Annotated in this window: 27 protein-coding genes; 17 read left to right on the top strand and 10 right to left on the bottom strand. The window is 71.7% G+C overall.

The window, feature by feature from the left end; genetic code table 11:
- The first annotated feature begins 23 nt into the window (after nucleotides 1-23).
- The 4 genes from ACZ7OH_RS38420 to ACZ7OH_RS38405 all read left to right on the top strand — a co-directional run bounded on the left by ACZ7OH_RS38420 (nucleotide 24) and on the right by ACZ7OH_RS38405 (nucleotide 3,549).
- Complete coding sequence (locus ACZ7OH_RS38420; protein ID WP_470285382.1) at nucleotides 24-1,349, top strand: glycosyltransferase; 1,326 nt, start codon at nucleotides 24-26, stop codon at nucleotides 1,347-1,349.
- Nucleotides 1,350-1,612: 263 nt separating this feature from the next.
- Entirely contained in the window at nucleotides 1,613-2,227 is a 615-nt protein-coding gene (locus ACZ7OH_RS38415) for an RNA polymerase sigma factor (protein ID WP_470285381.1), read from the top strand.
- Nucleotides 2,184-2,891, top strand: coding sequence for a cupin domain-containing protein (locus ACZ7OH_RS38410; RefSeq protein ID WP_470285380.1), 708 nt, complete (start codon nucleotides 2,184-2,186; stop codon nucleotides 2,889-2,891). Before ACZ7OH_RS38415 ends, ACZ7OH_RS38410 begins: the two co-directional genes overlap by 44 nt.
- Nucleotides 2,892-2,988: 97 nt before the next feature.
- On the top strand, nucleotides 2,989-3,549 hold the full coding sequence (locus ACZ7OH_RS38405) for a hypothetical protein (RefSeq protein ID WP_470285379.1): 561 nt from the start codon (nucleotides 2,989-2,991) through the stop codon (nucleotides 3,547-3,549).
- Nucleotides 3,550-3,658: 109 nt separating this feature from the next.
- Here ACZ7OH_RS38405 and ACZ7OH_RS38400 read toward each other — a convergent pair whose 3' ends face one another.
- Nucleotides 3,659-4,474: an IclR family transcriptional regulator gene (locus ACZ7OH_RS38400; protein ID WP_470285378.1), complete on the bottom strand. Its 816-nt coding sequence runs from the start codon at nucleotides 4,472-4,474 to the stop codon at nucleotides 3,659-3,661.
- 129 nt (nucleotides 4,475-4,603) lie between these two features.
- Here ACZ7OH_RS38400 and ACZ7OH_RS38395 point away from each other — a divergent pair, with 129 nt between their 5' ends.
- Genes ACZ7OH_RS38395 through ACZ7OH_RS38375 form a run of 5 tightly spaced genes read left to right on the top strand, consistent with a single transcriptional unit; the run spans nucleotide 4,604 to nucleotide 9,815 of the window.
- Complete coding sequence (locus ACZ7OH_RS38395) at nucleotides 4,604-5,164, top strand: formaldehyde-activating enzyme (protein WP_470285377.1); 561 nt, start codon at nucleotides 4,604-4,606, stop codon at nucleotides 5,162-5,164.
- Complete coding sequence (locus ACZ7OH_RS38390; RefSeq protein WP_470285376.1) at nucleotides 5,161-6,270, top strand: mandelate racemase/muconate lactonizing enzyme family protein; 1,110 nt, start codon at nucleotides 5,161-5,163, stop codon at nucleotides 6,268-6,270. Before ACZ7OH_RS38395 ends, ACZ7OH_RS38390 begins: the two co-directional genes overlap by 4 nt.
- Nucleotides 6,258-7,748: an aldehyde dehydrogenase family protein gene (locus ACZ7OH_RS38385; protein ID WP_470285375.1), complete on the top strand. Its 1,491-nt coding sequence runs from the start codon at nucleotides 6,258-6,260 to the stop codon at nucleotides 7,746-7,748. Before ACZ7OH_RS38390 ends, ACZ7OH_RS38385 begins: the two co-directional genes overlap by 13 nt.
- A gap of 1 nt (nucleotide 7,749) precedes the next feature.
- A complete protein-coding gene (locus tag ACZ7OH_RS38380; protein ID WP_470285374.1) occupies nucleotides 7,750-8,667 on the top strand; it encodes an NAD(P)-dependent oxidoreductase in 918 nt (305 codons plus the stop codon).
- Between the two features lie 11 nt (nucleotides 8,668-8,678).
- Nucleotides 8,679-9,815: an iron-containing alcohol dehydrogenase family protein gene (locus tag ACZ7OH_RS38375; RefSeq protein WP_470285373.1), complete on the top strand. Its 1,137-nt coding sequence runs from the start codon at nucleotides 8,679-8,681 to the stop codon at nucleotides 9,813-9,815.
- Nucleotides 9,816-9,899: 84 nt separating this feature from the next.
- Here the strand turns inward: ACZ7OH_RS38375 and ACZ7OH_RS38370 are convergent, their stop codons facing one another.
- The 5 genes from ACZ7OH_RS38370 to ACZ7OH_RS38350 form a co-directional block, all read right to left on the bottom strand.
- Nucleotides 9,900-11,450 (bottom strand): family 43 glycosylhydrolase, encoded by a 1,551-nt coding sequence (locus ACZ7OH_RS38370; protein WP_470285372.1) that lies wholly within the window; start codon nucleotides 11,448-11,450, stop codon nucleotides 9,900-9,902.
- A 114-nt stretch (nucleotides 11,451-11,564) separates the two neighbouring features.
- Nucleotides 11,565-12,365, bottom strand: coding sequence for a hypothetical protein (locus tag ACZ7OH_RS38365; protein ID WP_470285371.1), 801 nt, complete (start codon nucleotides 12,363-12,365; stop codon nucleotides 11,565-11,567).
- 262 nt (nucleotides 12,366-12,627) lie between these two features.
- Nucleotides 12,628-13,629: a 4-hydroxy-2-oxovalerate aldolase gene (dmpG, locus tag ACZ7OH_RS38360; protein ID WP_470285370.1), complete on the bottom strand. Its 1,002-nt coding sequence runs from the start codon at nucleotides 13,627-13,629 to the stop codon at nucleotides 12,628-12,630.
- Nucleotides 13,626-14,561 (bottom strand): acetaldehyde dehydrogenase (acetylating), encoded by a 936-nt coding sequence (locus ACZ7OH_RS38355; protein WP_470285369.1) that lies wholly within the window; start codon nucleotides 14,559-14,561, stop codon nucleotides 13,626-13,628. The genes dmpG and ACZ7OH_RS38355 overlap by 4 nt, the downstream gene beginning before the upstream one ends.
- Nucleotides 14,558-15,349 (bottom strand): 2-keto-4-pentenoate hydratase, encoded by a 792-nt coding sequence (locus ACZ7OH_RS38350; RefSeq protein WP_470285368.1) that lies wholly within the window; start codon nucleotides 15,347-15,349, stop codon nucleotides 14,558-14,560. The genes ACZ7OH_RS38355 and ACZ7OH_RS38350 overlap by 4 nt, the downstream gene beginning before the upstream one ends.
- Before the next feature lie 73 nt (nucleotides 15,350-15,422).
- Here ACZ7OH_RS38350 and ACZ7OH_RS38345 point away from each other — a divergent pair, with 73 nt between their 5' ends.
- Complete coding sequence (locus ACZ7OH_RS38345; RefSeq protein WP_470285367.1) at nucleotides 15,423-16,181, top strand: IclR family transcriptional regulator; 759 nt, start codon at nucleotides 15,423-15,425, stop codon at nucleotides 16,179-16,181.
- Nucleotides 16,182-16,207: 26 nt separating this feature from the next.
- Here the strand turns inward: ACZ7OH_RS38345 and ACZ7OH_RS38340 are convergent, their stop codons facing one another.
- The 3 genes from ACZ7OH_RS38340 to ACZ7OH_RS38330 are packed head-to-tail and all read right to left on the bottom strand — an operon-like array spanning nucleotide 16,208 to nucleotide 17,662.
- Entirely contained in the window at nucleotides 16,208-16,543 is a 336-nt protein-coding gene (locus ACZ7OH_RS38340) for a transcriptional regulator (protein WP_470285366.1), read from the bottom strand.
- Nucleotides 16,530-16,772, bottom strand: a complete 243-nt coding sequence (locus ACZ7OH_RS38335; RefSeq protein ID WP_470285365.1) for a hypothetical protein — start codon at nucleotides 16,770-16,772, stop codon at nucleotides 16,530-16,532. Before ACZ7OH_RS38335 ends, ACZ7OH_RS38340 begins: the two co-directional genes overlap by 14 nt.
- A gap of 38 nt (nucleotides 16,773-16,810) precedes the next feature.
- Complete coding sequence (locus tag ACZ7OH_RS38330) at nucleotides 16,811-17,662, bottom strand: LysR family transcriptional regulator (protein ID WP_470285364.1); 852 nt, start codon at nucleotides 17,660-17,662, stop codon at nucleotides 16,811-16,813.
- A 70-nt stretch (nucleotides 17,663-17,732) separates the two neighbouring features.
- Here ACZ7OH_RS38330 and ACZ7OH_RS38325 point away from each other — a divergent pair, with 70 nt between their 5' ends.
- Genes ACZ7OH_RS38325 through ACZ7OH_RS38300 form a run of 6 tightly spaced genes read left to right on the top strand, consistent with a single transcriptional unit; the run spans nucleotide 17,733 to nucleotide 23,236 of the window.
- Complete coding sequence (locus tag ACZ7OH_RS38325; protein ID WP_470285363.1) at nucleotides 17,733-17,915, top strand: hypothetical protein; 183 nt, start codon at nucleotides 17,733-17,735, stop codon at nucleotides 17,913-17,915.
- Complete coding sequence (locus ACZ7OH_RS38320; RefSeq protein ID WP_470285362.1) at nucleotides 17,912-18,655, top strand: SDR family NAD(P)-dependent oxidoreductase; 744 nt, start codon at nucleotides 17,912-17,914, stop codon at nucleotides 18,653-18,655. The genes ACZ7OH_RS38325 and ACZ7OH_RS38320 overlap by 4 nt, the downstream gene beginning before the upstream one ends.
- Nucleotides 18,656-18,697: 42 nt before the next feature.
- Complete coding sequence (locus ACZ7OH_RS38315) at nucleotides 18,698-19,684, top strand: amidohydrolase family protein (protein ID WP_470285361.1); 987 nt, start codon at nucleotides 18,698-18,700, stop codon at nucleotides 19,682-19,684.
- The gene (locus ACZ7OH_RS38310; RefSeq protein ID WP_470285360.1) at nucleotides 19,681-20,934 is read left to right on the top strand and encodes an MFS transporter; all 1,254 of its coding nucleotides are present in this window, start codon (nucleotides 19,681-19,683) and stop codon (nucleotides 20,932-20,934) included. Before ACZ7OH_RS38315 ends, ACZ7OH_RS38310 begins: the two co-directional genes overlap by 4 nt.
- An 11-nt stretch (nucleotides 20,935-20,945) precedes the next feature.
- Nucleotides 20,946-22,412 carry a bifunctional 3-(3-hydroxy-phenyl)propionate/3-hydroxycinnamic acid hydroxylase gene (locus ACZ7OH_RS38305; protein WP_470285359.1) on the top strand — a complete coding sequence of 489 codons (1,467 nt, stop codon included), beginning with the start codon at nucleotides 20,946-20,948 and terminating at the stop codon, nucleotides 22,410-22,412.
- Nucleotides 22,409-23,236 carry an SMP-30/gluconolactonase/LRE family protein gene (locus ACZ7OH_RS38300; protein WP_470285358.1) on the top strand — a complete coding sequence of 276 codons (828 nt, stop codon included), beginning with the start codon at nucleotides 22,409-22,411 and terminating at the stop codon, nucleotides 23,234-23,236. The genes ACZ7OH_RS38305 and ACZ7OH_RS38300 overlap by 4 nt, the downstream gene beginning before the upstream one ends.
- A gap of 31 nt (nucleotides 23,237-23,267) precedes the next feature.
- On the opposite strand, the gene ACZ7OH_RS38295 is transcribed toward ACZ7OH_RS38300, so the two are convergent.
- The gene (locus ACZ7OH_RS38295) at nucleotides 23,268-23,837 is read right to left on the bottom strand and encodes a TetR/AcrR family transcriptional regulator (protein WP_470285357.1); all 570 of its coding nucleotides are present in this window, start codon (nucleotides 23,835-23,837) and stop codon (nucleotides 23,268-23,270) included.
- 128 nt (nucleotides 23,838-23,965) lie between these two features.
- Between ACZ7OH_RS38295 and ACZ7OH_RS38290 the strand changes: the two genes are divergently transcribed.
- Complete coding sequence (locus ACZ7OH_RS38290; protein ID WP_470285356.1) at nucleotides 23,966-25,117, top strand: epoxide hydrolase family protein; 1,152 nt, start codon at nucleotides 23,966-23,968, stop codon at nucleotides 25,115-25,117.
- Nucleotides 25,118-25,146: the final 29 nt, after the last annotated feature.

Genomic DNA, 25,146 nt, shown 5'->3' with positions numbered 1-25,146 from the left:
GCGGGGACGAGGGAGGAGTCGGGATGACGGCATCGCGGATCGTGGTGGTGAGCCCGCCGTTCGCTTCACACGCGCGTCCACTCGCGACAGTGGGGGCGGCGCTCGCGGCCGAAGGCGCGGTCGTGACTTTCGCCTGTGCGCCGGAGTTCGCGGGTCTGGCCGCCGAGCAAGGGCTGCCGTTCGCGCCGCTGGCGTTCGGCGACAACGCGAACACCGGCATCGCCGAACGCACCCGCCAGGAGGCCGACGGCGTGCGGCGCCTGGCCGAGTTCCTCGACGCCACCCGCGCCGGGGCGGTGCCCGCCCTGCTGGCCCAGGCCCGGCACCGGCGGGCCGACATGCTGCCCGATCCCGAAGCCGTGTTCGCCTCGGTCCGGTCGCTGGACGAGCGGCTGCGGCCGGACTGGTACCTGATCGACCAGCTCGCTTACGCCGTCACGCTGGCGGTGTACGCGCTCGGCCGCCGCTGGGCCGCCTTCTGCCCCGGTCACCCCAGCTACGTTTTCGAGGGTGCGGACCGCTTCTTCGGGCTGCCGCCGTACTGGCCGGACGCGATCCGGCCGGCGGACGGGGAGCTGGCCGTCCTGCGCGGCGAAGCCGAGGCGAACGACCGGGTGTTCACCGAACTGTTCGCCGGGTTCCTCGCCGAGCACGCCCCGGACCGGCAAGCGCCCGCGCGGGCGTTCGGGCTGACGTCCCCCGAGGCGGTGCTGTTCAACTACCCGGAGCTGCCCTGGCTGCCGGACCTGCCCGCCGGTCCGGCCCGGATCTTCGCCGGGCACTGCAGCGACGTCGGGACGGCGGTGCTGACCGGCGGCTGGGCCGCGCGGGCCGACGCGCTGACCGGCGGCGGCCGGCGCCGGCTCGTCCTCGTGTCGTTCGGGACCTTCCTGTCGGCCAGGGAGGACGTCTTGACCACGGTGGTCCGGGGACTGCTCGAAGTGCCCGGTGTCTCGGTGCTGGTGGCCGCGGGCGAGCGGGCGGGTGGTCTCCGCGGGGCGTTCGCCGGGGAGCCGCGGGTCGACGTCGCCGAACAGGTCCCCCAGCGAGCGCTGCTGTCCCGGACGGCCGTGGTGGTGCACCACGGCGGCAACAACTCGTTCACCGAGTGCCTGGCCGCCGGGGTGCCCGCGGTCGCGCTGCCGTTCTCCAGCGACCAGTTCGCCGTGGCGCGCGACCTCGAACGGATTCCGGCCGGCCGGGTGCTCGACCCCCACCGCGTCACTCCCGCCGCGGTGGCCCGCGCGGCGGCGGAGGTGAGCGCTCATGACGCGCGCGAAGCCCAGCGCCGGCTCCTGGCCGGGCGAGGACCACGACACGCCGCTCGCGAGTTGCTGGCTGCCATGTGACGCCTTCCCATCATCGATGCAGAGACGATGCGAACTTACGTGCGTAGCGGCTCCGATGCCGCGCAAGTGGGCGTCGAGGCGGTCGGTCTCACGCGTTCGGCGGGACGGTCAGAGGCGCTCGATAGGGTAAATCTGCAGGTGAAGCACTGGATTCGAGGAGATCCGGCGTCGCGCGAAACGGTGTTGGAGTACAGGCTCGTTGAATCGAATCTGCATCGATATCCGACGGTGTCGCCGCACGACCGGCGGCTAGGGTGGCGCTCGTGTCCGACCATGCCGCCACGAACGGCACCGCCGACGACCTCGCGTGGCGCTTCGCCGCGGGCGAGCCGGAGACGCTGCGTGCGGTGTTCGACCGCCACGGCCCCGCCGTGCAGCGGCTGGCCCGGGTCAGCCTGCGCGACCCCGCCGACGTCGACGACGTCGTGCAGGCCACTTTCGTCTCCGCGTGGAGCGGCCGGCACACCTACGACCCGGCGAAGGCGGGTCTGCCGGCCTGGCTGCTGGGCATCGCCCGGCGTCGGATCGTCGACCTGCTGCGGGCGCGCGGCCGCCAGCAACGCGACAGCGCCGCTGCCGCCGCCGTCGCCCCGGTCGAGGAAGCGGTCGCCGAATCGCCCGAACGCGTGCTGGACCGGCTGGTCATCGCCGACGAGCTGACCCGGCTGCCCGACCCGCAGCGGGAAGTCCTGCGGCTGGCCTTCTACGCTGACCTCACCCACACCCAGATCGCCGAGCGCACCGGACTGCCGCTGGGCACCGTCAAGAGCCATCTCCGCCGCGGAATGCAGAGCTTGCGCTCCCAGCTGGACCGCACCCCGGAGGAGGTGACCGATGCCGCACCCGGACCCCGATCGGCTCGTGCTGCTCGCCCTTGACGAGCAACCCCCCGGCCCGGCGGAAGCCGCCCACCTCGACAGCTGCGCCGACTGCCGCGACGAGGTCGACTCGCTGCGCGCGGTCGCGGCGCTGGGGCGTGAGAGCAGTACGGAAACGACCCTGCCGCCGGTGTCCGAGGTCGTCTGGGACCGCATCGCGGCCGAGACCGGGCAGCCCGGCCGGGCACCGTCCGACGAAGACAGCGGCCGGGTGCAGCCGCCGCCCGCCCGGCGCCGGTCGCGGCGCGGCGTCCGCTACGCGGTCGTTGCGGCCGCGGCGGCCGCGATCGGGGTGGCGGGCACGGTGATCGTCCTGAACACCGGCGACGGCGAACGGGTCGTCGCGGAAGCGCAGCTGAACCGCCAGGCGTCCGCGCCGGCCGGCGCGACCGGGCGGGTCCGGATCGTCGACCCGGGCACGGGCGCGCTTCGGCTGAAAGTCCAGCTGACCGGGATGCCGGCACCGGCGGGGTTGTACGAGATCTGGCTCTTCGACGGCAGCACGACGATGATCCCGCTCGGCGTGACCGCCGGCAGCGAAGCCGACGTCGCCGTGCCCGCGAACCTCACCTGGAGCCGGTTCCCGGTCGTCGACATCTCCGCGCAGGAACTCGGCCAGCAGGAGCACGGCGTCAGCATGCTGCAGGGCACCTTCCGCCCCTGACCGCCCCGGCCGGCGGATACCGTGGCGCCGGCTGCATCCGATCGGCTGCTTCCCGCCGTACCCCTCGTGTCCAGGAAGCAACGAGAACGGAGTGATCATGCGCCTTCGCATGCTCGGGGTGTCCATCGCCGCGGCCGCGGCCCTGGCCGGCGTCACCGCGGCGCCCGCCCAAGCGGCCCAGCCGGTCCACGCGTCGTCGTACACCGTCCGGCACCACCACGGGTACCACTTCGGCAAGGGCCGCACCGACCTGACGCTCGACCCGGCCGCGGCGAGGGCGCTGACCTCGCTGGGCGTGAAGGTGTCGCCGGTGCTGGCCAAGGTGCGCCAGGCCGGCGGCAAGACCGTGTTCGGCTTCACGATCGTCGGCAACCCCCACGACGGGACCATCGAGCACATCGGCGGTCTGCTCCTGCGCGCCGGCGGGAAATGCCTGTACCTGACCAGCTACACCATCGATCTGCGCCGCGGCGTCCTGAGCGGGCGGATCGACTTCGGGGCCCGCGCCGACCTGTTCACCCTCGGCGCGGCGACCCCCGCCGGCGTCACGCTGGCCCTCACCGCCCCGGCGGCGGCGCTGCTGAACAAGACGTTCGGCGTCACCGCCTTCACCCGCGGGCTGGTCATCGGCTACGGCAACCCGATGATCCGCAAGTAACCCGACGAGCCGGCGTCCGGCTGAGCGCGGTCGTGCTCATGATCGCCTCGGCCGGCGCCCGGGCCCGAGTCCATTGTGGACAGGACCGGGCCGGTCGCGTCCGGGAAACTCACGTCAGGCGCGCGGACGGCGGTGGTTCGGGCCGGGCTTCCCAGCCCAGGTGCGCCGACACCGCGGCCGCCGCTTTCGCCGTGATCCGGCCCGCCGCGTCGAGACGCTCGCTGAGCCGTTCCGCCGGGGCGGACACGTTCAGGGCGGCCACCACCCGGCCGCGGAAGTCCCGGATCGGCGCGGAGACGCCGACCAGGCCCTCCTCGAACTCTTCGCGCACTCGCGCATAACCGTCACGCCGGCATTCCTGGATCTTCGCCCACAGCTCGGGCAACGAGTGCACTTCGGACAGTGGCCGGTCCGGGGTCAGCGCCGGGAACCGGACGTACAGGTCGTCCGGCGTGGCGTCGAGCAGCAGCACCCTCCCGGCCGAGGTGCAGTAGGCGGGGACCCCGCGGCCTTCCCACCCGTTCACCCGGAACGAGTGGCCGGACACCGACAGCAGGGTGAGCACCTCCTGGTCGCGCAGCACGCAGAGGTGGTTGGTCTCTTCGAGCTCGGCCGACAGCTCCCGCATCACCGGCTCGGCGACCCGCACCAGCCGGTTTTCCACCGTCCGGGCGGCCAGGGAGAACAGCCGCCAGCCCAGCCGGTAGCCGAGGGTGTCGGGGTCGCGTTCGACGATGCCCTCGTCCGCCAAGGCCTTGAGCGCGCGGGAGACCTGGCTCTTCTCCCGCCCGGTGAGCTGGGCGAGCCGGACGACGCCCAGTTCGCCGGCGCGCTGCGCCTCGGGTGAGGCGAGCGCCTCCAGCAGGACCAGGTCGCGGCGGAGGCCGTGCCCCTGGGGCCGGGCACCGTCGTCCGGAAGAGCCATGTCCCGAAGTGAAGACGACGAGTTGGCGCGAGCGCAACCCGCGTTGCGATGTCCGGCCGCGCCTTGCCTGGCGTTCCGGCGCGCTCTTACCGTCGGTTCCACCGCACGAACCGTCGACCTGGAGCCCCCATGACTTTCGCGTCCACCGCGCTGATCGGCGAGGCCTTCGTCGGCCAGGGTGCCAACGCCGCCCACACGAACATCGTGCTGGGCCGCCGGGGTGGCCCGGTGGAAACCGCGTGGGCGACCTCGCTGGCCACGCCGAGCGCGGGCCACGTGCCCTTCGTGACCGTGCTGCGCCCGTCCGTGCCGGTCCAGCCGCCGACCCTCTTCGTGCCCAAGGCCGCGGCCGGGACCGACCTGCACCAGCGGGCCACCTGGGGTGCCGCGCAGGCCGGGCTGGCGCTCGGGGTGGCCGACGCCGTCGGGGCCGGGGACCTGCCCGCGAGCGAAACCGGCAACCTGCTGATCATCGCCGCGATCTGGGTCGACCCCGCCGTGGACGACCTCGACGCGGCCTTCGCCAACCAGCGCCTCGCCGCCGGCCGCGCGATCCGCGCCGCGGTACTGGGCACGCCGAAGATCGACGTCGTGTTCGACGCCGCGCGCACCGGGCCGGCCAACCCGTTCTACGCGCCGGACCCGGGTGTGCTGGCCCGCACCGCGCCCGAGCTGGAGGCCCTCGGATGAAGATCACCGCCATCACCCTCGACCGGCTCCGGCGGGAACTGGACCCGCCGCTCGCCGCGGCGTGGGACCCCGAACCGCGCCGCCACTTCGACGCCACGATCGTGCGGGTCCACACCGACGACGGGATCACCGGCATCGGCTCCGGCGACACCATGGCCGGGTTCGAGGCGGTCGAGCACCTGTTCCTCGGCGAGGACCCCCTGGACATCGTGCGGCACGTCAAGGCCATCGAAACCGCCAACTTCCACGGCGGGAGCTACTGGCCGCTCGAAGCCGCGCTCTGGGACATCATCGGCCAGGTCGCCGGCCTGCCGGTGGCGACGCTGTTCGGGAACGCCACCCGCTCGCTGCCCGCGTACGCCTCCTCAGCCGAGCTCAAGCCGCCGGCCGAACGCGCCGAGACGGCCCTGCGCGCCCGCGAGGCCGGGTTCCGGGCGATGAAGATCCGCATCGACCGGGATCGCGTGGACGAGGGCGTCGCCGCGGTGGCCGCCGTCCGCGACGCCCTCGGCCCGGACTTCGAGATCATGGTCGACCTCAACCAGTCCTGGCGGATGGCCGGCGACACCGCGCCCGCGTCCGACCTGGTGAAGACCCGCAAGCTGGTCCGCCGGCTGGCCGAGCTGGACGTCTTCTGGGTCGAAGAACCGTTGCCGTACAACGATCTCGACGGCTTCCGGACGCTGCGAGCGGACACCCCGGGCGTGCGGATCGCGGCGGGGGAGATGCACCACTCCGTGCCGGAGCTGCTGAGCTACCTGGAAAACGACGTCCTCGACGTCTACCAGATGGACGTCGTGCTCGCGGTCGGCATGCACCGAGCCCGGACGCTCGCCGAGCTCGCCCAGCTCAAGCACCGCGCGTTCACCCCGCACAGCTGGACCAACGGCATCGGCGTGCTGGCCAACCTGCACGTCTCGGCCGGCGTCGGCGGCGGCCCGTACTTCGAGTTCCCCTGGGACCCGCCCGGCTGGACCCCCGAGCGCCGCGACTTCATGCTGGCCGAGCCCGTGATGATCACCCCGGCGGGCGAGCTCGAAGTCCCGCCGCGGCCGGGGCTCGGCGTCGAACTGGACGAGGAGGCGGTGGACCGGTGGCGGATCTGACCCACCAGGACTGGGTGGCGGCGGCGGAAGCGCTGACCCCCGAGACCCGGCCGTTCATCGGCGGCAAGCACGTCGAGTCCACTTCGGACGAAACGTTCCCGAGCGTGTCGCCCCGCGACGGCCGCGAGATCGCCCGCGTCCCCGTGGGCAGCGAGGAAGACGTCGACCGCGCGGTGCGGGCGGCACGCGAGTCCTTCGAGGACGGACGCTGGCGCGACCTGCCGCCCCGTGAGCGCAAGCGGATCCTGCTGCGCTGGGCGGACGCGATCACCGCGCACACCGCGGAGCTGGCCCTGCTCGACACCCTCGAAATGGGCAAGCCGATCAGCGAGTCCCAGCGCGTCGACGTCGCCAAGACGGCCGAGACGATCGCCTGGTACGCCGAGGCGATCGACAAGACCTACGACGAAGTCGCCCCGACCGGCGGCGACGCCCTGGCGTGGATCACGCGCGAACCGCTCGGTGTGGTCGGCGCGGTCGTGCCGTGGAACTACGCCCTGCTGATCGCGTCCTGGAAACTCGGGCCGGCCCTGGCGACCGGCAACTCGGTGGTGCTCAAGCCCGCCGAGCAGACGTCGCTGGCCGCCCTGCTGCTGGCGCGGCTCGCGAGCGAGGCCGGCCTGCCGGACGGCGTGCTCGACGTCCTTCCCGGGCACGGCGAAGTCGTCGGCCAAGCCCTGGGCCGGCACCCGGACGTCGACAAGATCGCCTTCACCGGCTCGGCCGAGGTCGCGCGGCTGTTCCAGGTCTACGCCGGGGAGTCCAACGGCAAGCAGGTCGCGGTGGAGGCGGGCGGCAAGTCGCCGCAGCTGATCCTGCCCGACGCCGACCTCTCCGCGGCCGCGTCCGCGGTGGCGTGGGGGATCTTCTACAACGCCGGCCAGACGTGCAACGCCGGTTCGAGGGTGATCGTCCCCGCGGCGCGGAAGGACGAACTGCTCGCCGAGCTCGTGAAGATCACCGAGGAGACGTTCCGGCCCGGCGACCCGCTCGACCCGGCGACCGTACTCGGCCCGCTCGTCGACGACGTCCAGCTCGACCGCGTCCTCGGCTACCTCGACACGGCCCGCGCCGAAGGCGGGACGATCGTGCTCGGCGGCGGCCACGACGGACTGACCCTGCAACCGACCATTGTGGACGACGTCCGGCCCGGCACGACCATCGAGCGCGAAGAGGTCTTCGGCCCGGTGCTGTCGGTGCTGACCTACGACGGCTCACCGGAAGAAGGCGTCCGGCTGGCCAACGACACGGACTTCGGCCTGGTCGCTTCGGTCTGGACGCGGGACGTCACGACGGCCCACCGCGTCGCGAAGCGGCTGCGCGCCGGCACGGTCTGGATCAACACCTTCGACGCCAGCGACGTGATCACCCCCTTCGGCGGCTTCAAAGCCACCGGTGCGGGCCGGGACAAGTCGCTGCACGCCCTCGACGCCTACACCGCCCTCAAAACCACCTGGCTCAACCTCCCGGAGACTTAGCATGAAGATCGGTTTCCTCGGCCTCGGCAACATGGGCCGGCACATGGCCCGGCACCTGATCCTCGCCGGCCACGACGTCACCGTCCACGACGCCCGCTCCGAAGCGGCGCTGGAACACCTCGACCTGGGCGCCCGGTGGGTGGACAGCCCCGGCACCTGCGCGGACGGCGTGGACGTGCTCATCACGATGCTCCCGACCCCCCGCGTCGTCGAGGACGTCCTCCTGCGCGGGGGAGCGGCCGAAGCGCTCTCGCCCGGAGCGCTCTGGATTGACATGTCGACTTCCACACCCGCGGCGGCGCTGCGCGTCGCCGAAGAGGTCCTCGACGCGCGCGGTGTCCGGCGGCTCGACGCGCCGGTCAGCGGCATGGCCCGCGGGGCCGAAGCCGGCACGCTGCAGATCTTCGTGGGCGGCGACGCGGACGACTTCCGCGAAGCGCTGCCGCTGCTGGAAGTCCTCGGCGATCCGGAGAAGATCCTGCACGTCGGCGCGGCCGGGCACGGCTACACCGTCAAGCTGATGATCAACCTGCTGTGGTTCTGCCACCTGGTGGCGACGTCCGAGGTGCTGGCCGTGGGGGTCAAGGCGGGCGTCGACCTCGGGGTGCTGCGCTCGGCGCTGCTGGCCAGCCCGGCCGCGTCGCACTTCCTCGAAAACGACGTGCTGTCCGTGCTGGCCGACGGCGACTACGACGACTCGTTCGCGATGGTGCTGGCCTGCAAGGACCTCGGCCTGGCCGTCGACCTCGGCCGCGACGTCGGGGTGCCGACCGAGCTCGCCGCGCTCGTGGAGCAGATCTTCCGCCGGGCCAAAGCGGCCTACGGCGATCTCGCGGGGGAGATGAGCCCGGTGCGGCTGTACGAAACCTCGGCGGGGCAGGACTTCCGCCTGCCGCTGCCCACCGTCCCGGCCGTCTGAAGGAGACCAGCATGCGCCTGTCCGTCGAGCCGGCCGGCCGCACCGAATACGGTCCCGGCGTCGTCGCCGAGCTGCCCGAGTTCGTTGAAAGCCTGGGCCACAGCCGCGTCTTCGTGGTCACCGACCGAGGCCTGCGAGCCACCGGGATCGTCGAGCGGGTCGAGAAGATCCTGGCCGCGGCCGGAGTCGAGCGCATCGTGCACGAGGACGTGGGCCCCAACCCGTCGACGGCCGCACTGGACCGCGGCGCCGCCGCTCTGCGCCGCTTCGGTGATTCAGTCGTGCTCGCGCTCGGCGGCGGCTCGGCGCTGGACGCCGCGAAGGGCATCTCCCTGCTGGCGGGCAACCCCGGCGCGGCCGCGGCGGACGCGGACCGGCTGTGGGACGCGGGTGACGGCTTGCCGGTGATCGCGGTCCCCACCACGGCAGGCACCGGCGCGGAAACCAACGGGTTCGGTGTCACCGAAGACGTCTGCGCCCGCCGGAAGGTCTACATCGGACACTCGTCGGTACGGCCCCGGATCGCGGTGCTGGATCCGGAGCTCACCCTCGGGCTGCCGGCCCGGGTGACGGCGGCGACGGGACTGGACGCGCTGGTCCACGGCATCGAGTCGCTGGCGTCCCGCGGGTCCACGCCGTTCTCGGCCGCGTACGCGACCCAGGCGGTCACCCTGGTCGGCCGCTGGCTGCCGGCGGCCTACCGGGACGGCGGCGACCTCGAGGCGCGATCCGGGCTGATGCTCGGCGCGCACCTCGCCGGGCACGCCCTCACCCTGTCCGGGCTCGGCCTGGTCCACGGCATCGGGCACGCGCTGACCGCGCACACCGGGACCCCGCACGGCGTCGCGCTGGCCGCGGTGCTGGAGGAGGTGATGGCGTTCAGCGCGCCAGCCGCGGCGACGGCGTACGAGACGACGGCTCGCGCGCTGCACGCGACTCCGGCACCGGATTGGCCGGGTGCGGCGATCGAGGCCGTCCGGGAAATCTCGGGCGGGATCGGGATCAAGCGCCCGTTGCGCGAGCTGAACGTCACCCGGGAGGACATCCCGGCGCTGGCGGCGGACGCGGTCGCCGACGCCGTCACCAAGAACGCACCGCGCCTGCCGTCGGAAGCCGAGGTCGCCGAACTGCTGCGTTCGGTTTACTGACCGGGAGCGGGCCGGACGAGCAAAGCGCCGTCGTTCGTGATGCCGAAGGGATCGGTCTCGCCGGGTAGCAGGGCTACGTCGAGGTCAACGCACGGCGGTCCAGAACTTCAACGACCGCCCGGTTTCCGCGCGGAAGGTCGCGCCGCCGTCGTTGCTGTAAGCCTCGCCGCTCGACGGGTAGGGCGCGGAATCGTTGTACTCCAAGCCGTAGCACCCACTCGCGGTGTCCGAGCGCACCAAGAATCCGTATCGCTGCCCGGCCGTCACGCGGATGTCCGGCCGCACCGTGATCTCGCGTGGTGACCAGCCGATGCTCGTGGTGGGCACGACGGTGGTGCTGAGCGCGGTGCCGGTCGGCCGGGAGGTGTCGTCCGCGCGGTAGACGCTGATTTCCAGCCCGGCGTTCGGGTTACCGGCCTGGAAACCGGTGTAGGAGACCCCGGACAGGGTGCCGGTCCGGCCGGCGACGAACGTCTGGAACCGTGCTACGCCGGAGCCGATGTCGCAGTACGAACGGAAACCGCTCACCCCGTCGGACTGGTCGACTTCGGGCAGTGGCAGCTGGTTGCCCGGTGCGCCCTGGGCGAGGGTGAGGGAGAAGTCGTTCCGGCAGCTGATCGGCGCGATCGCGCCGGCCGGGGTGAACTCCAGCGGCGTCCAGAAGTAGTTGGCCAGGGCTTCGTTGCGCTGGCCGTTGTTCCAGAGGTCGCTGGCGTAGAGGTAGGCGGTGCCCGACGGCGTGGGGATCGTCGAGACGAACGAAGGCTGGCCGCCGCACGAGTTCTCGCTGATTTTCGCCGGTGCGGACCATGGGCCCAGCGGGCTCGGGGCCGTGCGGTACGACGTCCCGGTGCCCGGGCAGTAGCCGCAGTTGGGATCGGAGTACGTGAGGTAGTACGTGGTGCCGCGCTTGAACAGCGCGGGCGCTTCCGTCCGGCTCTGACCGACGCGCGTGTACTGCCCGGTGCCGGTCAAGTAGTTCTGCGACAGGCGTTCCACGACGATGTCGCCATCGCTGCGCCAATCCGTGTACGCGAGGTAGCCGGTGCCGTCGGTGTCCACGAAGACGTCGTGGTCGCCGTTGTTGGTCTCCCGCGCCGGCGCGTTGTTGTTGACGGCCAACGTCGGTACCGGTGCCTCGGTGAACGGTCCGATAGGTGACGCGCTCGTGAGCACGCGGAAGCCGACCTGGTTGTCGTAGACGTTGACCCACAGCACGTACCGGCGAGCGCGCGCGTCATAGCCGACGTGGGGACGGAAGCAACCGTAGGTGGCGCCGTTGCAGCGGCTCTGCCAGACGCCGCTGGTGTCGAACAGCCGGCCGCGGTCGGTCCAGTGCGCGAGGTCGGGGGAGCTGTAGACCTTGAAGCCGCAGAACGGTGAATTCGTGGCCTGCCAGGCGAACCCGCAGTCGTAACTGGTGCCGTAGAGGTAGTAGGTGCCGCCGAAGAAGGCGATCTCCCCGTCGTGGGCGTCCACGGAGTTGCCCCGCGTGTCGAATCGGACGACTTGGTTGCCCTGGGCGTCGAAGTTCGTCACGGTCGTGGTGTAAGCGCATTCGGTGGCGGCGGTCGCCGGCGAGGCCAGCGCCAGCGCCGTCGCCAGCGCGAAGATGAGGGCGCGGATCGATCTCATGATTCCTTCCGGGCCAGGCTTGAAACGATTCAATGCCCGGCAACGTACGTGACCCAGGTCACGAGCGTCAAGGAATGACCACCAACTTGTCCGCCGGCCGAGTCGGCCGGGGGTTCACGGCGTGACGTCGAGGCGGTCGACCAGCATGTAGGTGCCGCTGCGCTTGATGGCCCGGATCGTGTGGCGACCAGGGGGCAGGGCGCAGGCGCTGAACACGGCTTGCTGGGCTTGGCGGACCTCGCTCGTGGTGTCGACGGTGCGCTGGAAGACGTCGTCCAGGTAGACGTCCATCCGGCCCTCGTCGGAGAAGGTTTCGCTGAAGAGGGCGATGCCGGTTCCGGTGAAGGAGTAGTCGACCCAGCTGCCGTTCGTCTTCGTGTAGTGCACGTCGGAGTGGAAGTCGCCGAACTCGCGGTTGCTGCTCACGTTCCACGAGCCCCGGTAGGCGATGCCGTCCGAGTCGTCGTTGAGCGTCACCGTCTCGGCCGTCGGGCAGTGCCGGGCGGTCGTGATGACCGGCGGCGGCGCGGCGCTCGGCCGGGTCGTCGAGGGTGTCGGCGTGGTCGACGTACTGGTCGCTGTCGAGGGCGCGGTGGACTGACTCGGGGTGGCGCTCGCGCTCGAAGCGAGCGTGGCCGCGGGCTGGAGCGGCACCGACGACAAGGCCGTGTTGCGCGGCGCCGGGCGGGAGACTGTCGCGAGCAGGGCGATGCCGGCCACTACCGCCAGCCCCGCGACGACGATCGCCGCCCAGCGGATCCGCGCACCCGCACGCAGCTGCGCGCGAGCGGCTTCCTGGGCCTGGCGTTCGAGGCGCGCGCGGTGCTCGTCCGGGTCGGAGACCGCTTTCCCGGGCTCCGCGCCCGGGAACCCGGCCGTCGTGACCGGTCTAGCGTGCTCCCGGGCCCTTCGCAAAAGGTCCTCTACTGTCAGCCGCTGCGCTCTTCGCCGGCCGGCACGCGCCATTGCGGAACCTCCCGATCCTCACACCTTCGAGCACGCCGGCTCGTGGAGCGGAATCCTAGAAATCCCATCCTCGATTGTAAACCCGGCAACAGGAATGATTTCGTTACCATTTCGAGGCAACCGGATCGCCGACCTGACCGTATCGGCCGCACTCGCCGGGCGGGTGAGTCCTTTGTGGACGACAAACCGCCGAGCGGCTCGCTCCGCGGTTCTAGCCCGCGAGGTCGAGTGCGATGTCGGTGATCATGTCCTCCTGGCCGCCGACCATGCCGCGGCGGCCGACCTCGACGAGGATCGCGCGGGTGTCCAGGCCGTAGCGCACCGCGGCCGCTTCGGCGTGGCGCAGGAAGCTGGAGTAGACGCCCGCGTAGCCGAGGCTCAGCGTCTCGCGGTCGACCCGCACCTCGCGGTCCTGCAACGGGCGCACCAGGTCGTCCGCCGCGTCCATGAGCGGGAACAGCTCGCAGCCGTGGTCCCAGCCCATCAGGTCGGCCACCGCGATGAACGCTTCGAGGGGGCAGTTGCCCGCTCCGGCGCCCTGTCCGGCGAGGGAGGCGTCGACCCGGACCACGCCGTTCTCGACCGCGACGACGCTGTTGGCGACGCCGAGGGCGAGGTTGTGGTGGGCGTGGATGCCGATCTGCGTCTGCGGCTCGAGGACCTCCCGGTAGGCGCGAACCCGGTCGCGGACGCCGTCCATGGTGAGCCGGCCGCCGGAGTCGGTGACGTAGACGCACGCGGCGCCGTAGGACTCCATCAGCTTGGCCTGTTTCGCCAGCTCGGCCGGCTCGGCCAGGTGGGACATCATCAGGAAGCCGGCGACGTCCATGCCCAGCTCGCGCGCGGCGCCGATGTGCTGGGCGGAGATGTCGGCTTCGGTGCAGTGGGTGGCGACGCGGACCGAACGGACGCCGAGCCGGTGGGCCTCCCGCAGGTCGTGCAGCGTGCCGATGCCGGGCAGCAGAAGCGTGGTCGGGATCGCGTTGTGCGTGACGTCGCAGACCGCTTCGATCCACTCCCAGTCGGTGTGGGCGCCGACGCCGTAGTTGATGCTGGAGCCGGACAGCCCGTCGCCGTGGGCGATCTCGATGGCGGCGACGCCGGCCGCGTCCAGCGCGCCGGCGATCGCGCGCGCCTGCTCGACGGTGTAGCGGTGGCGGATGGCGTGCATGCCGTCCCGCAGGGTGACGTCCTGGATGTACAAGTCGGTCATCGGAGGGCCTCCTGGTGGCCGGCCATGCGTTCGGCGGTCCGCAGCGCGGCCGAGGTCATGATGTCGAGGTTCCCGGCGTAGGCCGGCAGGTAGTGCGCGGCGCCCTCGACCTCGAGGAACACCGAGACCTTGACCGCGTCGCCGGTCGGTACCAGGCGGTGCAGGGGGTCGTCGGCGGCGACGGTTTCGAACTGGACCTTCTGCTTGAGCCGGTAGCCGGGGACGTAGGCCTGCACCCGGCCCACCATCTCTTCGACTGACGCCGTGATGGCCTCGGTGTCCACAGTGTCCACTTCGGACACCAAGCAGTGGACGGTGTCGCGCATGATCAGCGGCGGTTCGGCCGGGTTGAGCACGATGATCGCCTTGCCGCGGGTGGCGCCGCCGACCTTTTCGATCGCGGAGGCGGTGGTTTCGGTGAACTCGTCGATGTTGGCCCGCGTGCCCGGCCCCGCCGAGCGCGAGGAGATGGACGCGATGATCTCGCCGTAGTGCACCGGCGTCACGGCGCCGACCGCGGCCACGATCGGGATGGTGGCCTGGCCGCCGCAGGTGACCATGTTGACGTTGGGGGCGTCGAGGTGCTCGCCGAGGTTGACCGGCGGCACGACGTAGGGGCCGAGCGCGGCGGGCGTGAGGTCGATGACGGTGCGGCCGAGGCCGCGCACGACCTCGTCGTGGTGCCGGTGCGCTCCTGCCGAGGTCGCGTCGAAGACGTACTGGACGTCGGCGAACTCGTCGAGCCGGACGAGCCCGTCGACGCCTTCGTGCGTGGTGGCGACCTTGCGGCGGCGCGCCCGGGCGAGGCCGTCGGAATCGGGGTCGATGCCGGCCATGGCGGCGATCTCGAGGTGCTCGGACAGGCGCAGGATCTTGATCATCAGGTCGGTGCCGATGTTGCCCGAGCCGATGACGGCGACTTTCGCGGTCATGCGCCCGTCCCCTCGAAGCGGATCCCGACCTCGCCGAGGCCGGAGATCCGGGCGGTGAAGACGTCGCCGGGGGCGGCGGGGACCATCGGCCCCAGTGCCCCGGTGAGGACGACGTCGCCGGCGCGCAGGGGCTCGCCGCGGCGGGCGAGCGTGGTGGCGAGCCAGGCCGCGGCGTTGAGCGGGTCGCCCAGGCAGTCCCGGCCCGCGCCCTGGGAGACGAGTTCGCCGTCGCGGTGGAGCCGCATCTCGACCTCCGCCGGCTCGACGTCGTCGAGTGCCTCGCGGGTGTCGCCGAGGACGAACAGGCCGGAGGAAGCGTTGTCGGCGACGGTGTCGACGATCGTGATGTCCCAGCCGGCGATCCGGCTGTCCACGATCTCCAGCGCGGGAGCGAGGAACGCGGTCGCCGCGCGGACGTCGGCGACCGAGCACTCGGGACCGGGCAGGTCGGCGCCCAGGATCAGCGCGATCTCCGCTTCCACCTTGGGCTGCAGCAGCCGGCCGGCCGGGACGCTTCCGCCGTGGTCGAGGGCCATGTCGGAGAAGAGCGCGCCGAAGTCGGGCCGGTCGACGCCCAGCTGCCGCTGCACAGCCGGCGACGTCAGGCCGATCTTGCGCCCGACCAGGCGGTGCCCGGCCGCGAGCATCCGCTCGGTGTTGAGTCGCTGCACCGCGTAGGCCGCGTCGAGGTCGCCGTCGGCGAACAGATCGCGGATCGGCGGGCACGGCGTGGCAGTGGCGGCCGCGGCCGCGAGCACCGCCGCGGCCTTGGGGACGGCCTCGTTCATCGGGACCTCCGGAGCAGGGATCGTGACCCGCCAGGTATAGGCCGTGGTCCGGCGGTGTGCCAAAGTTTGTTCCGTGACACGGAACGGCGAGAGCGGCAACATGCTCGACAAGGCGGCCGCTGTCCTCGCTGTCTACCGGCCGGAAGGTGGGTCGTTCCGCTTGACGGAACTGGCGGCCCGGGCGGGGCTGACCAAGACCACGGCGTTCCGCCTGGTCGGCGAGCTCGTCCGGCTCGGGTTCCTGGAGCGCGTGGGGGAGCAGTACCGGCTGGGCGGCACCCTGTTCGAACTGGGTTCGCTGGTGCCTCGCCGTCAGGACCTCCGGGAAGCCGCTTTGCCGTTCCTGCAGGACCTGTTCGAGAGCACCCGCCAGACCGTCCACTTCGGCGTCCGCGAGAACCGCGAAGTCGTCTACGTCGAACGCATCCACGGCCACGACGCGGTGCCGCTGCCGTCCCGGATCGGCGGCCGGCTCCCGCTCACCTGCACGGCGATCGGCAAAGCGCTGCTCGCGTTCTCCGAGCCCGGGCTGACGGACGCGATCCTGGCGGACCCGCTGCCGCGGCTGACGCCCTTTTCGATCCTCGACCCGCTGCGGCTGCGTACCGCGCTGGAGCAGACGCAGGTGGCCGGCCTGGCGTACGAAGAACAGGAGGCGGCGCTGGGGGTGAGCTGCATCGCGGCCCCGGTGTTCAGCGGCGCGGTGGTCGTGGCGGCGCTGTCGGTGGCGGTCCCGCGCGAACAGTTCCGGCCGGCGCACCTGGCCCCGGCGGTCCGGACGGCGGCGCTGGGCTTGTCACGGACCCTGCGCCTGTCCGCCGAGCCGAGTTGACGGCTGCTGGATGTTCGCCGTCGTCGTCACAAGTCGTTCGGTTCGTCCGCGCGGTATGTGCTGTCGGTCCGCTGGGACTGCTCGACGATCCGGTGCAGGGCCGCGACGTGGGCGCGCAGCGTGCGGTGCCCGGACTCGCTGAGGTTGAGCCAAGTTCGCGGGCGTTTGCCCACGTACCCCTTCTTGACTTCGACGTATCCGGAGCCGGCCAGGTTGGTGATCTGCTTCGACAGCGCGGAGTCCGACAACCCCGCCGAGTCGCGAACCCAGCCGAACTCGGCCCACTCCGCGCCGGCCAGCAGCGCCACGATGGACAGCCGGGTGGGGTCCAGCAGGAGTGGATCCAGGTCAGGCGTGGCCATGGGATGCGCCTCCCGCGCGGCTGCGCCGGATCAGCGCCGACTTGTCCACCCGCACGCTGTGCCCCAGCCACGTCGCACCTCGCCGGGTACGCAGCACCAGTACGTAGGCCAGCACGAGCCCGGCCAGCGCCAGTCCCTTCCAGTCGGCAGCGATGGGCAGGAAGTCCGTCGAGGCCAGGTAGAGGAAGACGGCGAGGGCGAACATCACGTCCACCCACCTCGCCCCCATCGGTTTCCTCTTAGGAAAGTGCTGGCTTGACGGGAAAACTAACGGGCCTCGTGGGGCTTGGCCGCCAGTACGGCAGCCACGAACGACGCGACCAGCGGCCGGCGGTCGTGCTCGTTCCAGGCGAGCACGAGACGGCTGGGCGGTGCGTCGATCACCGGGACGCACACCACGCCGGCCTGCCTCGGTTCGATCAGAGAGCGGGGCAGCACGCCGATCATCCGGCCCACCTTGATCATGTCGATCAGCTGGACCACGTCGGCGACCTCGGGGCCGGTTCCGTCGCCGCCGGGGACGCCCTTCCAGCGCGGCAGCGTCTCACCTGCCAGATCGGCCAGGCGTACCGAGTCCCGGACGGCCAGCCGGTGTCCGGGCGGAACTATGGCCACGCGGTGCTCGGTGTAGAGCGTCTCGTGGGCCAAGCCGTCGAGGTCGTCGAACGGGGCGTAGAGCAGGCCGACGTCCGCTCGGCCGTCGCGCAGGAAGTCGGTGCGGTCGGCGGGGCCGCTGAACAGGATGTCGACCCGGCGGGCGCCCGGCTGGTGGGCATAGCCGGCCAGGATCCCGGACAGCAGGCCCGCGTCGCCGCCGGGCTTGAGCACGAGCCGCAGGTGGGCCTGGGTCTCGTCGGCGCGGCGGGCGTTCCGGACCGCGGCGCTGACCGCGTTGAGCGCGTGCCTGCCGTGTTCCCGCAACGCCTGCCCGGCCGGGGTGAGCGACACCTGACGGCTGGAGCGGACGAACAGCGGGACCCCGAGCCGTCCCTCGATCCGCCGGATCGCCTTCGACAGCGCGGGCTGGGCGATCGAGAGGCGGACGGCCGCCCGGCCGAAGTGCAGTTCGTCGGCGACGGCCATGAAGTACTCGAGCTCCCGCGTCTCCAGTTCGACCATGCCTCCAGGTTATCGCCGAATGTCCGATCGGTCTTGGACGTCGACGCCGTGACGGGCCAAGAATCGAGGCATGATCACGCATACGAAGTTGGTTTCCTTCGACCAACCCCTCCCCGACGCCGAGCTCGACCAGTACCTCGCGGATATCGAACGGGCGATGCTCGACACCGGTTTCGCGCAGCCGGTCGCGGCTCGCCGGCAGTCGCGGCACCCGTACCGGGTCGCCCGGGCGAACCACGAGCCGCTGTCGTGACCGCCGTGCCCGGCAAGCGGGGACTGGTCACCGGCGCGGGCAGCGGGATCGGCCGCGCGGCGGCGATCGAGTTCGTCCGGCAAGGCGCCTCGGTCGCCGTGCTCGACATCGACGTCGACGCCGCGGCCGAGACCGCCGCCGTGATCGAAGAGGCCGGCGGGCGCGCGGTGGCCGCCGCCGTCGACATCGCGGACGAAGAATCCGTGCGGGCGGCCGTCGAGCGCACGGTCGCGGCCTTCGGCGGCCTCGACTTCGCGGTGAACAACGCAGGCATGTCCTCGCGCGGGCTGCTCGAACGGACGACCCTGGGCGAGTTCGAGCGGGTGGTGCACGTCAACCTGACGGGGACCTTCCTGTGCCTGAAGCACGAGCTGCCCGTGCTGGAGCGCGGCGGCGCGATCGTCAACGTCGCCTCCAACGGCGGCTTGGCCGCGATCCCGAACGCGCCCGCTTACGTGGCCGCGAAGCACGGCGTCGTCGGGCTCACGAAGGTCGCCGCGGTCGACTACGCGTCGCGCGGCGTTCGCGTCAACGCGGTGTGCCCCGGCCCGACCCGCACCCCGGGGTTCGAGAAGTGGGCGACGGGCACCGAAATCATCGCGATGCAGGAGGCGATCACCCCGCTCGGCCGGCTGGCCACGCCGGAGGAAGCTGCCGCGGCCGCAGTGTGGCTGTGCTCGGACGCCGCGTCGTTCGTCACCGGGATCGCGCTGTCGGTCGACGGCGGGCTCCGGGCCTGAGGCCCGCTGTCGTTCATCAACCCCCCAAGGAAGCTGAGTGCCATGCGTCTCATCGCGATGGAAGAGGCCTTCGCCATCCCCGAACTGCAGGCCAGGTTCCCCGTTCCGAGAACGGGAACCGCCGCCCACTGGATCGAGGACTGGGCGAAGCGCTTGGGCGACTTCACCGCCTTCCGGCTGCCCGACATGGACGAACACGGCATCGACGTGCAGGTGCTGTCGCTGACCGCCCCGGGCATCCAGGGCCTGACCGACGCGCGGCAGGCCGTGGCGGACGCCCGGCTCGCCAACGACCACCTGGCCGGCGTGCTCGCCGCGCACCCGGACCGGTTCCGCGGCCTGGCCGCGCTGCCGCTGCAGGATCCCGAGGCCGCCGTGGCCGAGCTGCACCGCGCCGTCGGCACCCTCGGGCTCAGCGGGGCACTCGTCAACGACCACACCGGCGGCACCTACCTCGACGATCCGCGCCACGACCCGGTGTGGACCGCGCTCGAAGACCTGGACGTGCCGCTCTACCTCCACCCGGGCGCGCCCCCGGCCGAGCCGTGGCGGGTGCTCGAGGACCGTCCCGAGCTGCGGGGCCCGTTGTGGAGCTGGGGCGCCGAAACGAGCGGGCACGCCCTCCGGATCGTCTTCGGCGGGGTATTCGACCGGCATCCCCGCGCCACGCTGATCCTCGGCCACCTGGGCGAGTTCCTGCCGTTCCAGCTCGCCCGGCTCGACTCCCGCTACGCCCGGCAGGAAAAGCGCCCGCTGGCCCGGAAGCCGTCGGAGTACTTCGGCCGCAACATCCTGATCACCACGAGCGGCGTGTGCTCGCCGGCCGCCCTCGCCGGCGCGGTCCTCGCCATCGGTGCCGACGCCATCCTGTTCGCCGTCGACTACCCGTTCGAAGACACCGCCGAAGCCGTGCGCTTCCTCGAACACGCACCGCTCAGCGACGCCGACCGGGCGAAGATCGGCCACGGCAACGCCGAACGGGTGCTGCACCTGTCGCGCCGGCCCCAGGACGGAGGAGCCCGAACGTGAGCACACCACCACCGCCCGGCCTGCCGTGGAAAGCGGCCGGGATCGGGCTCGCCATCATGACGCTGGAGGGCTACGACCTCGTCGCCTTCGGCGCGACGACCCCGCTGCTGCTCCAGCACCAGCCCTGGCACCTTTCCCTGGCCACCCTGGGGATGCTGGGCAGTGTCACCCCGGTCGGGATGCTGATCGGCGCGCTGCTGGTCGGCCAGTTCACCGATCGCCACGGCCGCCGGGGCACGACGCTCGTCAGCATCGGGCTCGTCGCGCTGGGCATGTTCGCCTCCGGGTTCGCCGCCGACCCGGCGATCTTCGGCGCGGGGCGGCTGGTCGTCGGCCTGGGCGTCGGCGCGATCTTCCCCGCCTTGGCGCCGCTGGTCTTCGAACTCGCCCCGGCGAAGCGGAAGAACCTCACGTCGGCGATCGTGCTGTGCGGCAACACCGTGGGCGGCTCGCTGGCCGCGGTGGTGGCGAACACGCTGCTGCACGGGAACTTCCGGCCGGAGTACCTGATCGGCGGGGCCGCGGCGGTGGTGCTGCTTCCGGCCACCCTGCGCTGGCTGCCCGAGTCACCGGCTTACCGGGGGAAGACCGCACGAGGGGCAAGCCCGGACCGGGACAGCGGGATGCGCCTCGTGCTGCGCCCGCCGTACCTGGGCACGACGATTCTGTTCTGCGGCATGGTGATCTGCTCGTTCCTGCTGATCTTCGGCATGAACACCTGGTTGCCGCAGCTGATGCAGGCGGCGCGGTACCCGCTGGGGTCGTCGCTGACCTTCCTCATGCTGCTGAACCTCGGCGCGACCATCGGGGGGCTCGGGATGGCGGTGGTCGCCGACCGCGTCGGGTCGAAGGGCCCGGTCGTCGCGAGCTTCCTGGTCGCCGGGATCGCGATCGTCGCGCTGAGCGTCCGGACGCCGCAGGCGATCCTGTACGCGACCGTGCTGGTCGGTGGCGCCGGGGTGCTCGGTGTCCAGGGACTCGTCAATGTCTACCTCTCCCGCGTCTACCCGGTGCACGCCCGCGCCAGCGCGATCGGGGTCGCGCTGGGCGTCGGCCGGATCGGCGCCATCGCCGGCCCCACCCTCGGCGGCTGGATCCTCGCCGCCGGTTTCGCGCCGCGGTGGAACTTCGTCCTCTTCGCGCTCCCGGCGTTGCTCGGCGCGCTCCTGGCGATCGCCAACCGGGCGAAGAGCCCGCTGCGGACCACCGAAGCCCTCCCTGACCCGCGGCCGGCCGAGCCGACCCGATGAGAGAGACCACCATGGACACTTACGACGTCGCCGTCGTCGGCTGCGGACCGGTGGGACTGGCCCTCGCGCGGCTGCTCGGCCTGAAGGGGCTCCGGGTCGCCGCCGTCGACCCGAACCGGATCGTCTGCCAGCATCCCCGGGCGACCCATCTCGACGACGAAACCATGCGCCTCCTGCAGACCTTGGGCGCGGCCGACCTGGAACGGCGGTTCCTGCGCCAGACCGGGTGGACCCTGTACCGCCCGGACGGTGCGCCGTTCCTCGCTTTCGCCCACCCCGCCGACGAATCCGGTCAGGGCTGGCGCACCGACTACCAGTTCCACCAGCCCGACTTCGAATCGCGCCTGCGCGGCCTGCTCGCGAGCGAGGAGAACGTCGACCTCTGGTTCGGCTGGGCGGCCACCGCGCTCGACCAGGACGTCGACGCGGTGACGGTCACGATGACCGAGAGCGGGACGAACCGCGTGACCGCGCTGAAAGCGGCCTACGTCGTGGGCTGCGACGGGGCTGGCTCCCTCGTCCGGCGGCTGATGGGCGCCGAGGTCGAGGACCTGCGAGGCACCCAGCGGTCCCTCATCGTCGACGTCCACCCGTTCCGGCATCCCGCGGAACTGCCCGCGACGACCGGCTTCATCCTGTGCGAGGGGCGGCGCCCGGTCACGTACGTGCCGATCTTCCCGCCGATGCTGCGGTTCGAGTTCATGCTGCTCGACGGCGACGACGCCGCCGAGCTCGAACGTCCGCAGGCGGTGTACGACTCGCTCGGCCGCTGGCTCGAACCGGGCAGCTACCGCATCATGCGCACCGACACCTACGAATGGCACGCCCGGCTCGTGCACGGCTGGCGCAAGGGCAGGCTCCTGGTCGCCGGCGACGCCGCGCACGAGATGCCCCCGATGCTCGGCCAGGGCATGTGCTCGGGGCTGCGCGACGCGGCGAACCTGGCCTGGAAGCTCGCGGCCGTCGTCCAGGGCACGAGCGCCGACAGCCTGCTCGACACCTACGAAACCGAGCGCTCCCCGCACGTCCGGCCGTACATCGTGGAATCGGCGGGGCAGGCCAACCTCATCGAGTCCTTCGGCATCGGCGACAGCCACCCGCAACCGGTGGAACCCCGGACCCTCGAGCCGCTCCGGCCACCGCTGGGCCCCGGACTGGCCGGTCGACCGGCCGGGCTGTGTCCGCAGCCGCGTGCCGCCGACGGCGCGAGGCTCGACGACGTCACCGGCTACCACTTCGCCGTCGTCGGCCGGCACGCGGTGTCGGCCGGCACGGCCGCCCTGTGGCAGCGGCTCGGCGTCGTGACCGTGGCCGAGACCGGGCCGGCTGTCGACGCTTGGCTGGCGGAAAACTCGGCGACCGCGGCGATCATCCGCCCGGACCGCTACGCCTTCGCCCTCGCCGCCGACACGACGGAGCTGGAGACGGCGACGAAGGAGCTGGCACGCGTCCTGCTCAGCCGGAAGGTGGGCTCGTGAAGCCGTACGCCGCCGGGATGAGCTGGGGCGAGGGACCACGCTGGCACGACGGTGCGTTGTGGCTGTCCGACACCCAGGGCAGCAAGCTGTGGACCGACCAGGGCGGGCGCTGGACCGCCACGGAGCTGGAGTCCCCGTCGAACGGGTTGTGGTTCCTGCCCGACGGCAGGCTCGCCGCCGCCATGATGCACGAGAAGCGCGTCGGAGTCTGGACCGGAGAACGGTTCGCCGCCTACGCGGACCTCAGCCGACTGGCCACCGGCCCGCTCGGGGATCTCGTCGGTGACCGGCACGGGAACCTGTACATCGACGACGTCGGTTTCGCCCCCGGTGAGCCGCCGCGGCCGGGTCGCCTGCTGCGGATCGCCACCGACGGCTCGGCGACCGTGGCCGCCGAGGACGTCGAGTTCCCCAACGGCCTCGCCTTCGCCGACGACGGCCGTACCCTGCTCGTCGCCGAAACCGGCGCGCAGCGGCTGACGGCCTTCACCGTCCGGGCGGACGGGACCCTGCGCGACCGTCGGCGCTACGCCGACATCGCCGGTCTGGTCGGCCGCGATGCCCGCCCGGACGGGATCTGGCCGACTCCGCGCGGGGTGTGGGTGGCCACCACGACCGGGCGCGCGGTCGCGCTGGTCCGGGAGAACACGCTGATCGCCGCGATCGGCACCGGTGCCGCGTTCCCCACCGCGTGCTGCGGCGACGGCGGGAACAGGCTGTTCGTCACCCTGGCCGACACCGGAGGACGGCCGCTGCTCGAAGCGCTGGCGGCCAAAGCCGTCCAGGCCACCGTCGCGGTCGTCGACCTCGAGGACGTGCGGTGAACTCGTCGGGGAACGCGCGGGCGGCGGGGGCTCACGGCCGAACGTCCACAAGGGACTTCGCGCGCGCTTCGGGGACTCCCAGCATGAGCAGGCTCGTCATCGTCGCCGCGTGGACGCCGAGAGCACCGTGCGAGAGGTTGTTGTCCGCGATGGCGAACACGGCGGCGAAGGCGACCTCGCTCAGCACGTCCGCGGGCAGGTGCCGGCCGAATGCCCCGCTGTCCTGGCCTCGTCCGACGAGATCGGCCAGCGTCTGCTCGACCGGGCCGAGGAGGGAGTGGATCGCCTCTCCGTACTGGCCGCGTCGAAGCACCACCAGCACCCGGTAACGGTGCGCCAACGGCCAGAGGTGGGCGATGAATCCGACCCACGCCTCGTCGGCCGCTTCGCAGGCGGCGGTTATTTCCGCGAGTACGGCGGCGAGCTCGCTCACGGCCCGTTGCGTGAGAGCCAGCACGAGGTCGCTTCGGGAGGGGAAGTGGCCGTAGACGGTACGCCGGACCACGGCGGCGGCGGAGGCGATGTCGGCCATGCCCGCGTCGGGGTTCTTCCCGAGGACCTCGAGCGCGACGTCGAGAATCCGCTCCCGCGTGTCACTCATGCCGCCCACCTCGAGGTTTCCGTCCGCACCCGCCGATCATTGCACATGGGTGTGCAATCGAGCTAGTCTGCACACCGGTGTGCAATTGGTTGCCGCACCGTGTGACCGGAGTTCAGGAGACCCAGGCGATGACCGCACCGTCAGACCTCGTCCGCCCCTTCCGCGTCGCGATCCCGGATCCGGAGATCGCGGACCTCGAGCAGCGGCTGGCCCGGACTCGCTGGCCGGATCCCGAGACCGTCCCCGACTGGTCGCAAGGCGTCCGCCTGGAGAACGCCCGGTCGCTCGTCGCGTACTGGGAGCGGGAGTACGACTGGCGCCGGTTCGAGTCGGAGCTCAATCGGCTCCCCCAGTTCCTGACCACGATCGATGGACTGGACATCCACTTCATCCACGTCAAGTCCCCGAACCCGGGCGCGCTGCCCCTGATCCTGACGCACGGGTGGCCGGGCTCGGTCGCCGAGTTCCTGAAGCTGATCGGCCCGCTCACCGACCCGGTCGCGTTCGGCGGCGACATCGAAGACTCGTTCGACGTCGTCATCCCGTCCCTGCCCGGGTTCGGGTTCTCCGGGAAGCCGGCCGAAGCCGGCTGGACGGTTTCGCGCATCGCCGCCGCGTGGGTGGAGCTGATGAAGCGACTCGGTTACGAGAACTGGGCGGCTCAGGGCGGTGATTGGGGTTCGGTCGTGACGACCGCCCTCGGGGCGATGCGACCCGATGGCCTGCTCGGGATCCACTTGAACACCCCCTACGCTTTCCCCGCTCGGATACCCGAAACGTTGTCCCCCGAAGAGCGCCACGCCGTGGATGGTCTGGCCCTCTACGCCGGCGAACTCGGTGGCTCGAACCACCTTCAGGGCACGAAGCCGCAGACCGTCGGGTTCGCCCTGGCGGACTCCCCGGCCGGCCAGGCGGCCTGGATCTACGAGAAGTTCCAGTCCAAAACGGACAACCACGGGCTCGCCGAGGACGCTCTCGGCATCGATGACATGCTGGACGTGATATCGCTCTACTGGTTCACCAACAGCGCCGCGTCGTCCGCCCGCATCTACTGGGAGAACCGATCGGCCACCATGGCCGGCCCGAAGCTGACGCTGCCGGTCGCGGTGACCGTGTTCCCACGAGACATTCCCCGCTTGCCGCGAAGCTGGATCGAAGACACCTACAGTGATTTGATCCACTACGGCGAGGCCGGCAAGGGCGGACACTTCGCCGCTCTCGAGCAGCCCGAGATCCTGATCAGTGAAATCCGGGCCGGTATGAGGAGTCTCCGCCGGTAAAGAAGCAGGCGGCCCCGCTCCCTCGCGGG

Source organism: Amycolatopsis sp. NPDC114478 (assembly GCF_055633805.1).
Note: the sequence above shows the minus strand (reverse complement) of the source record. Positions and strands in the feature narration are given on the sequence as shown.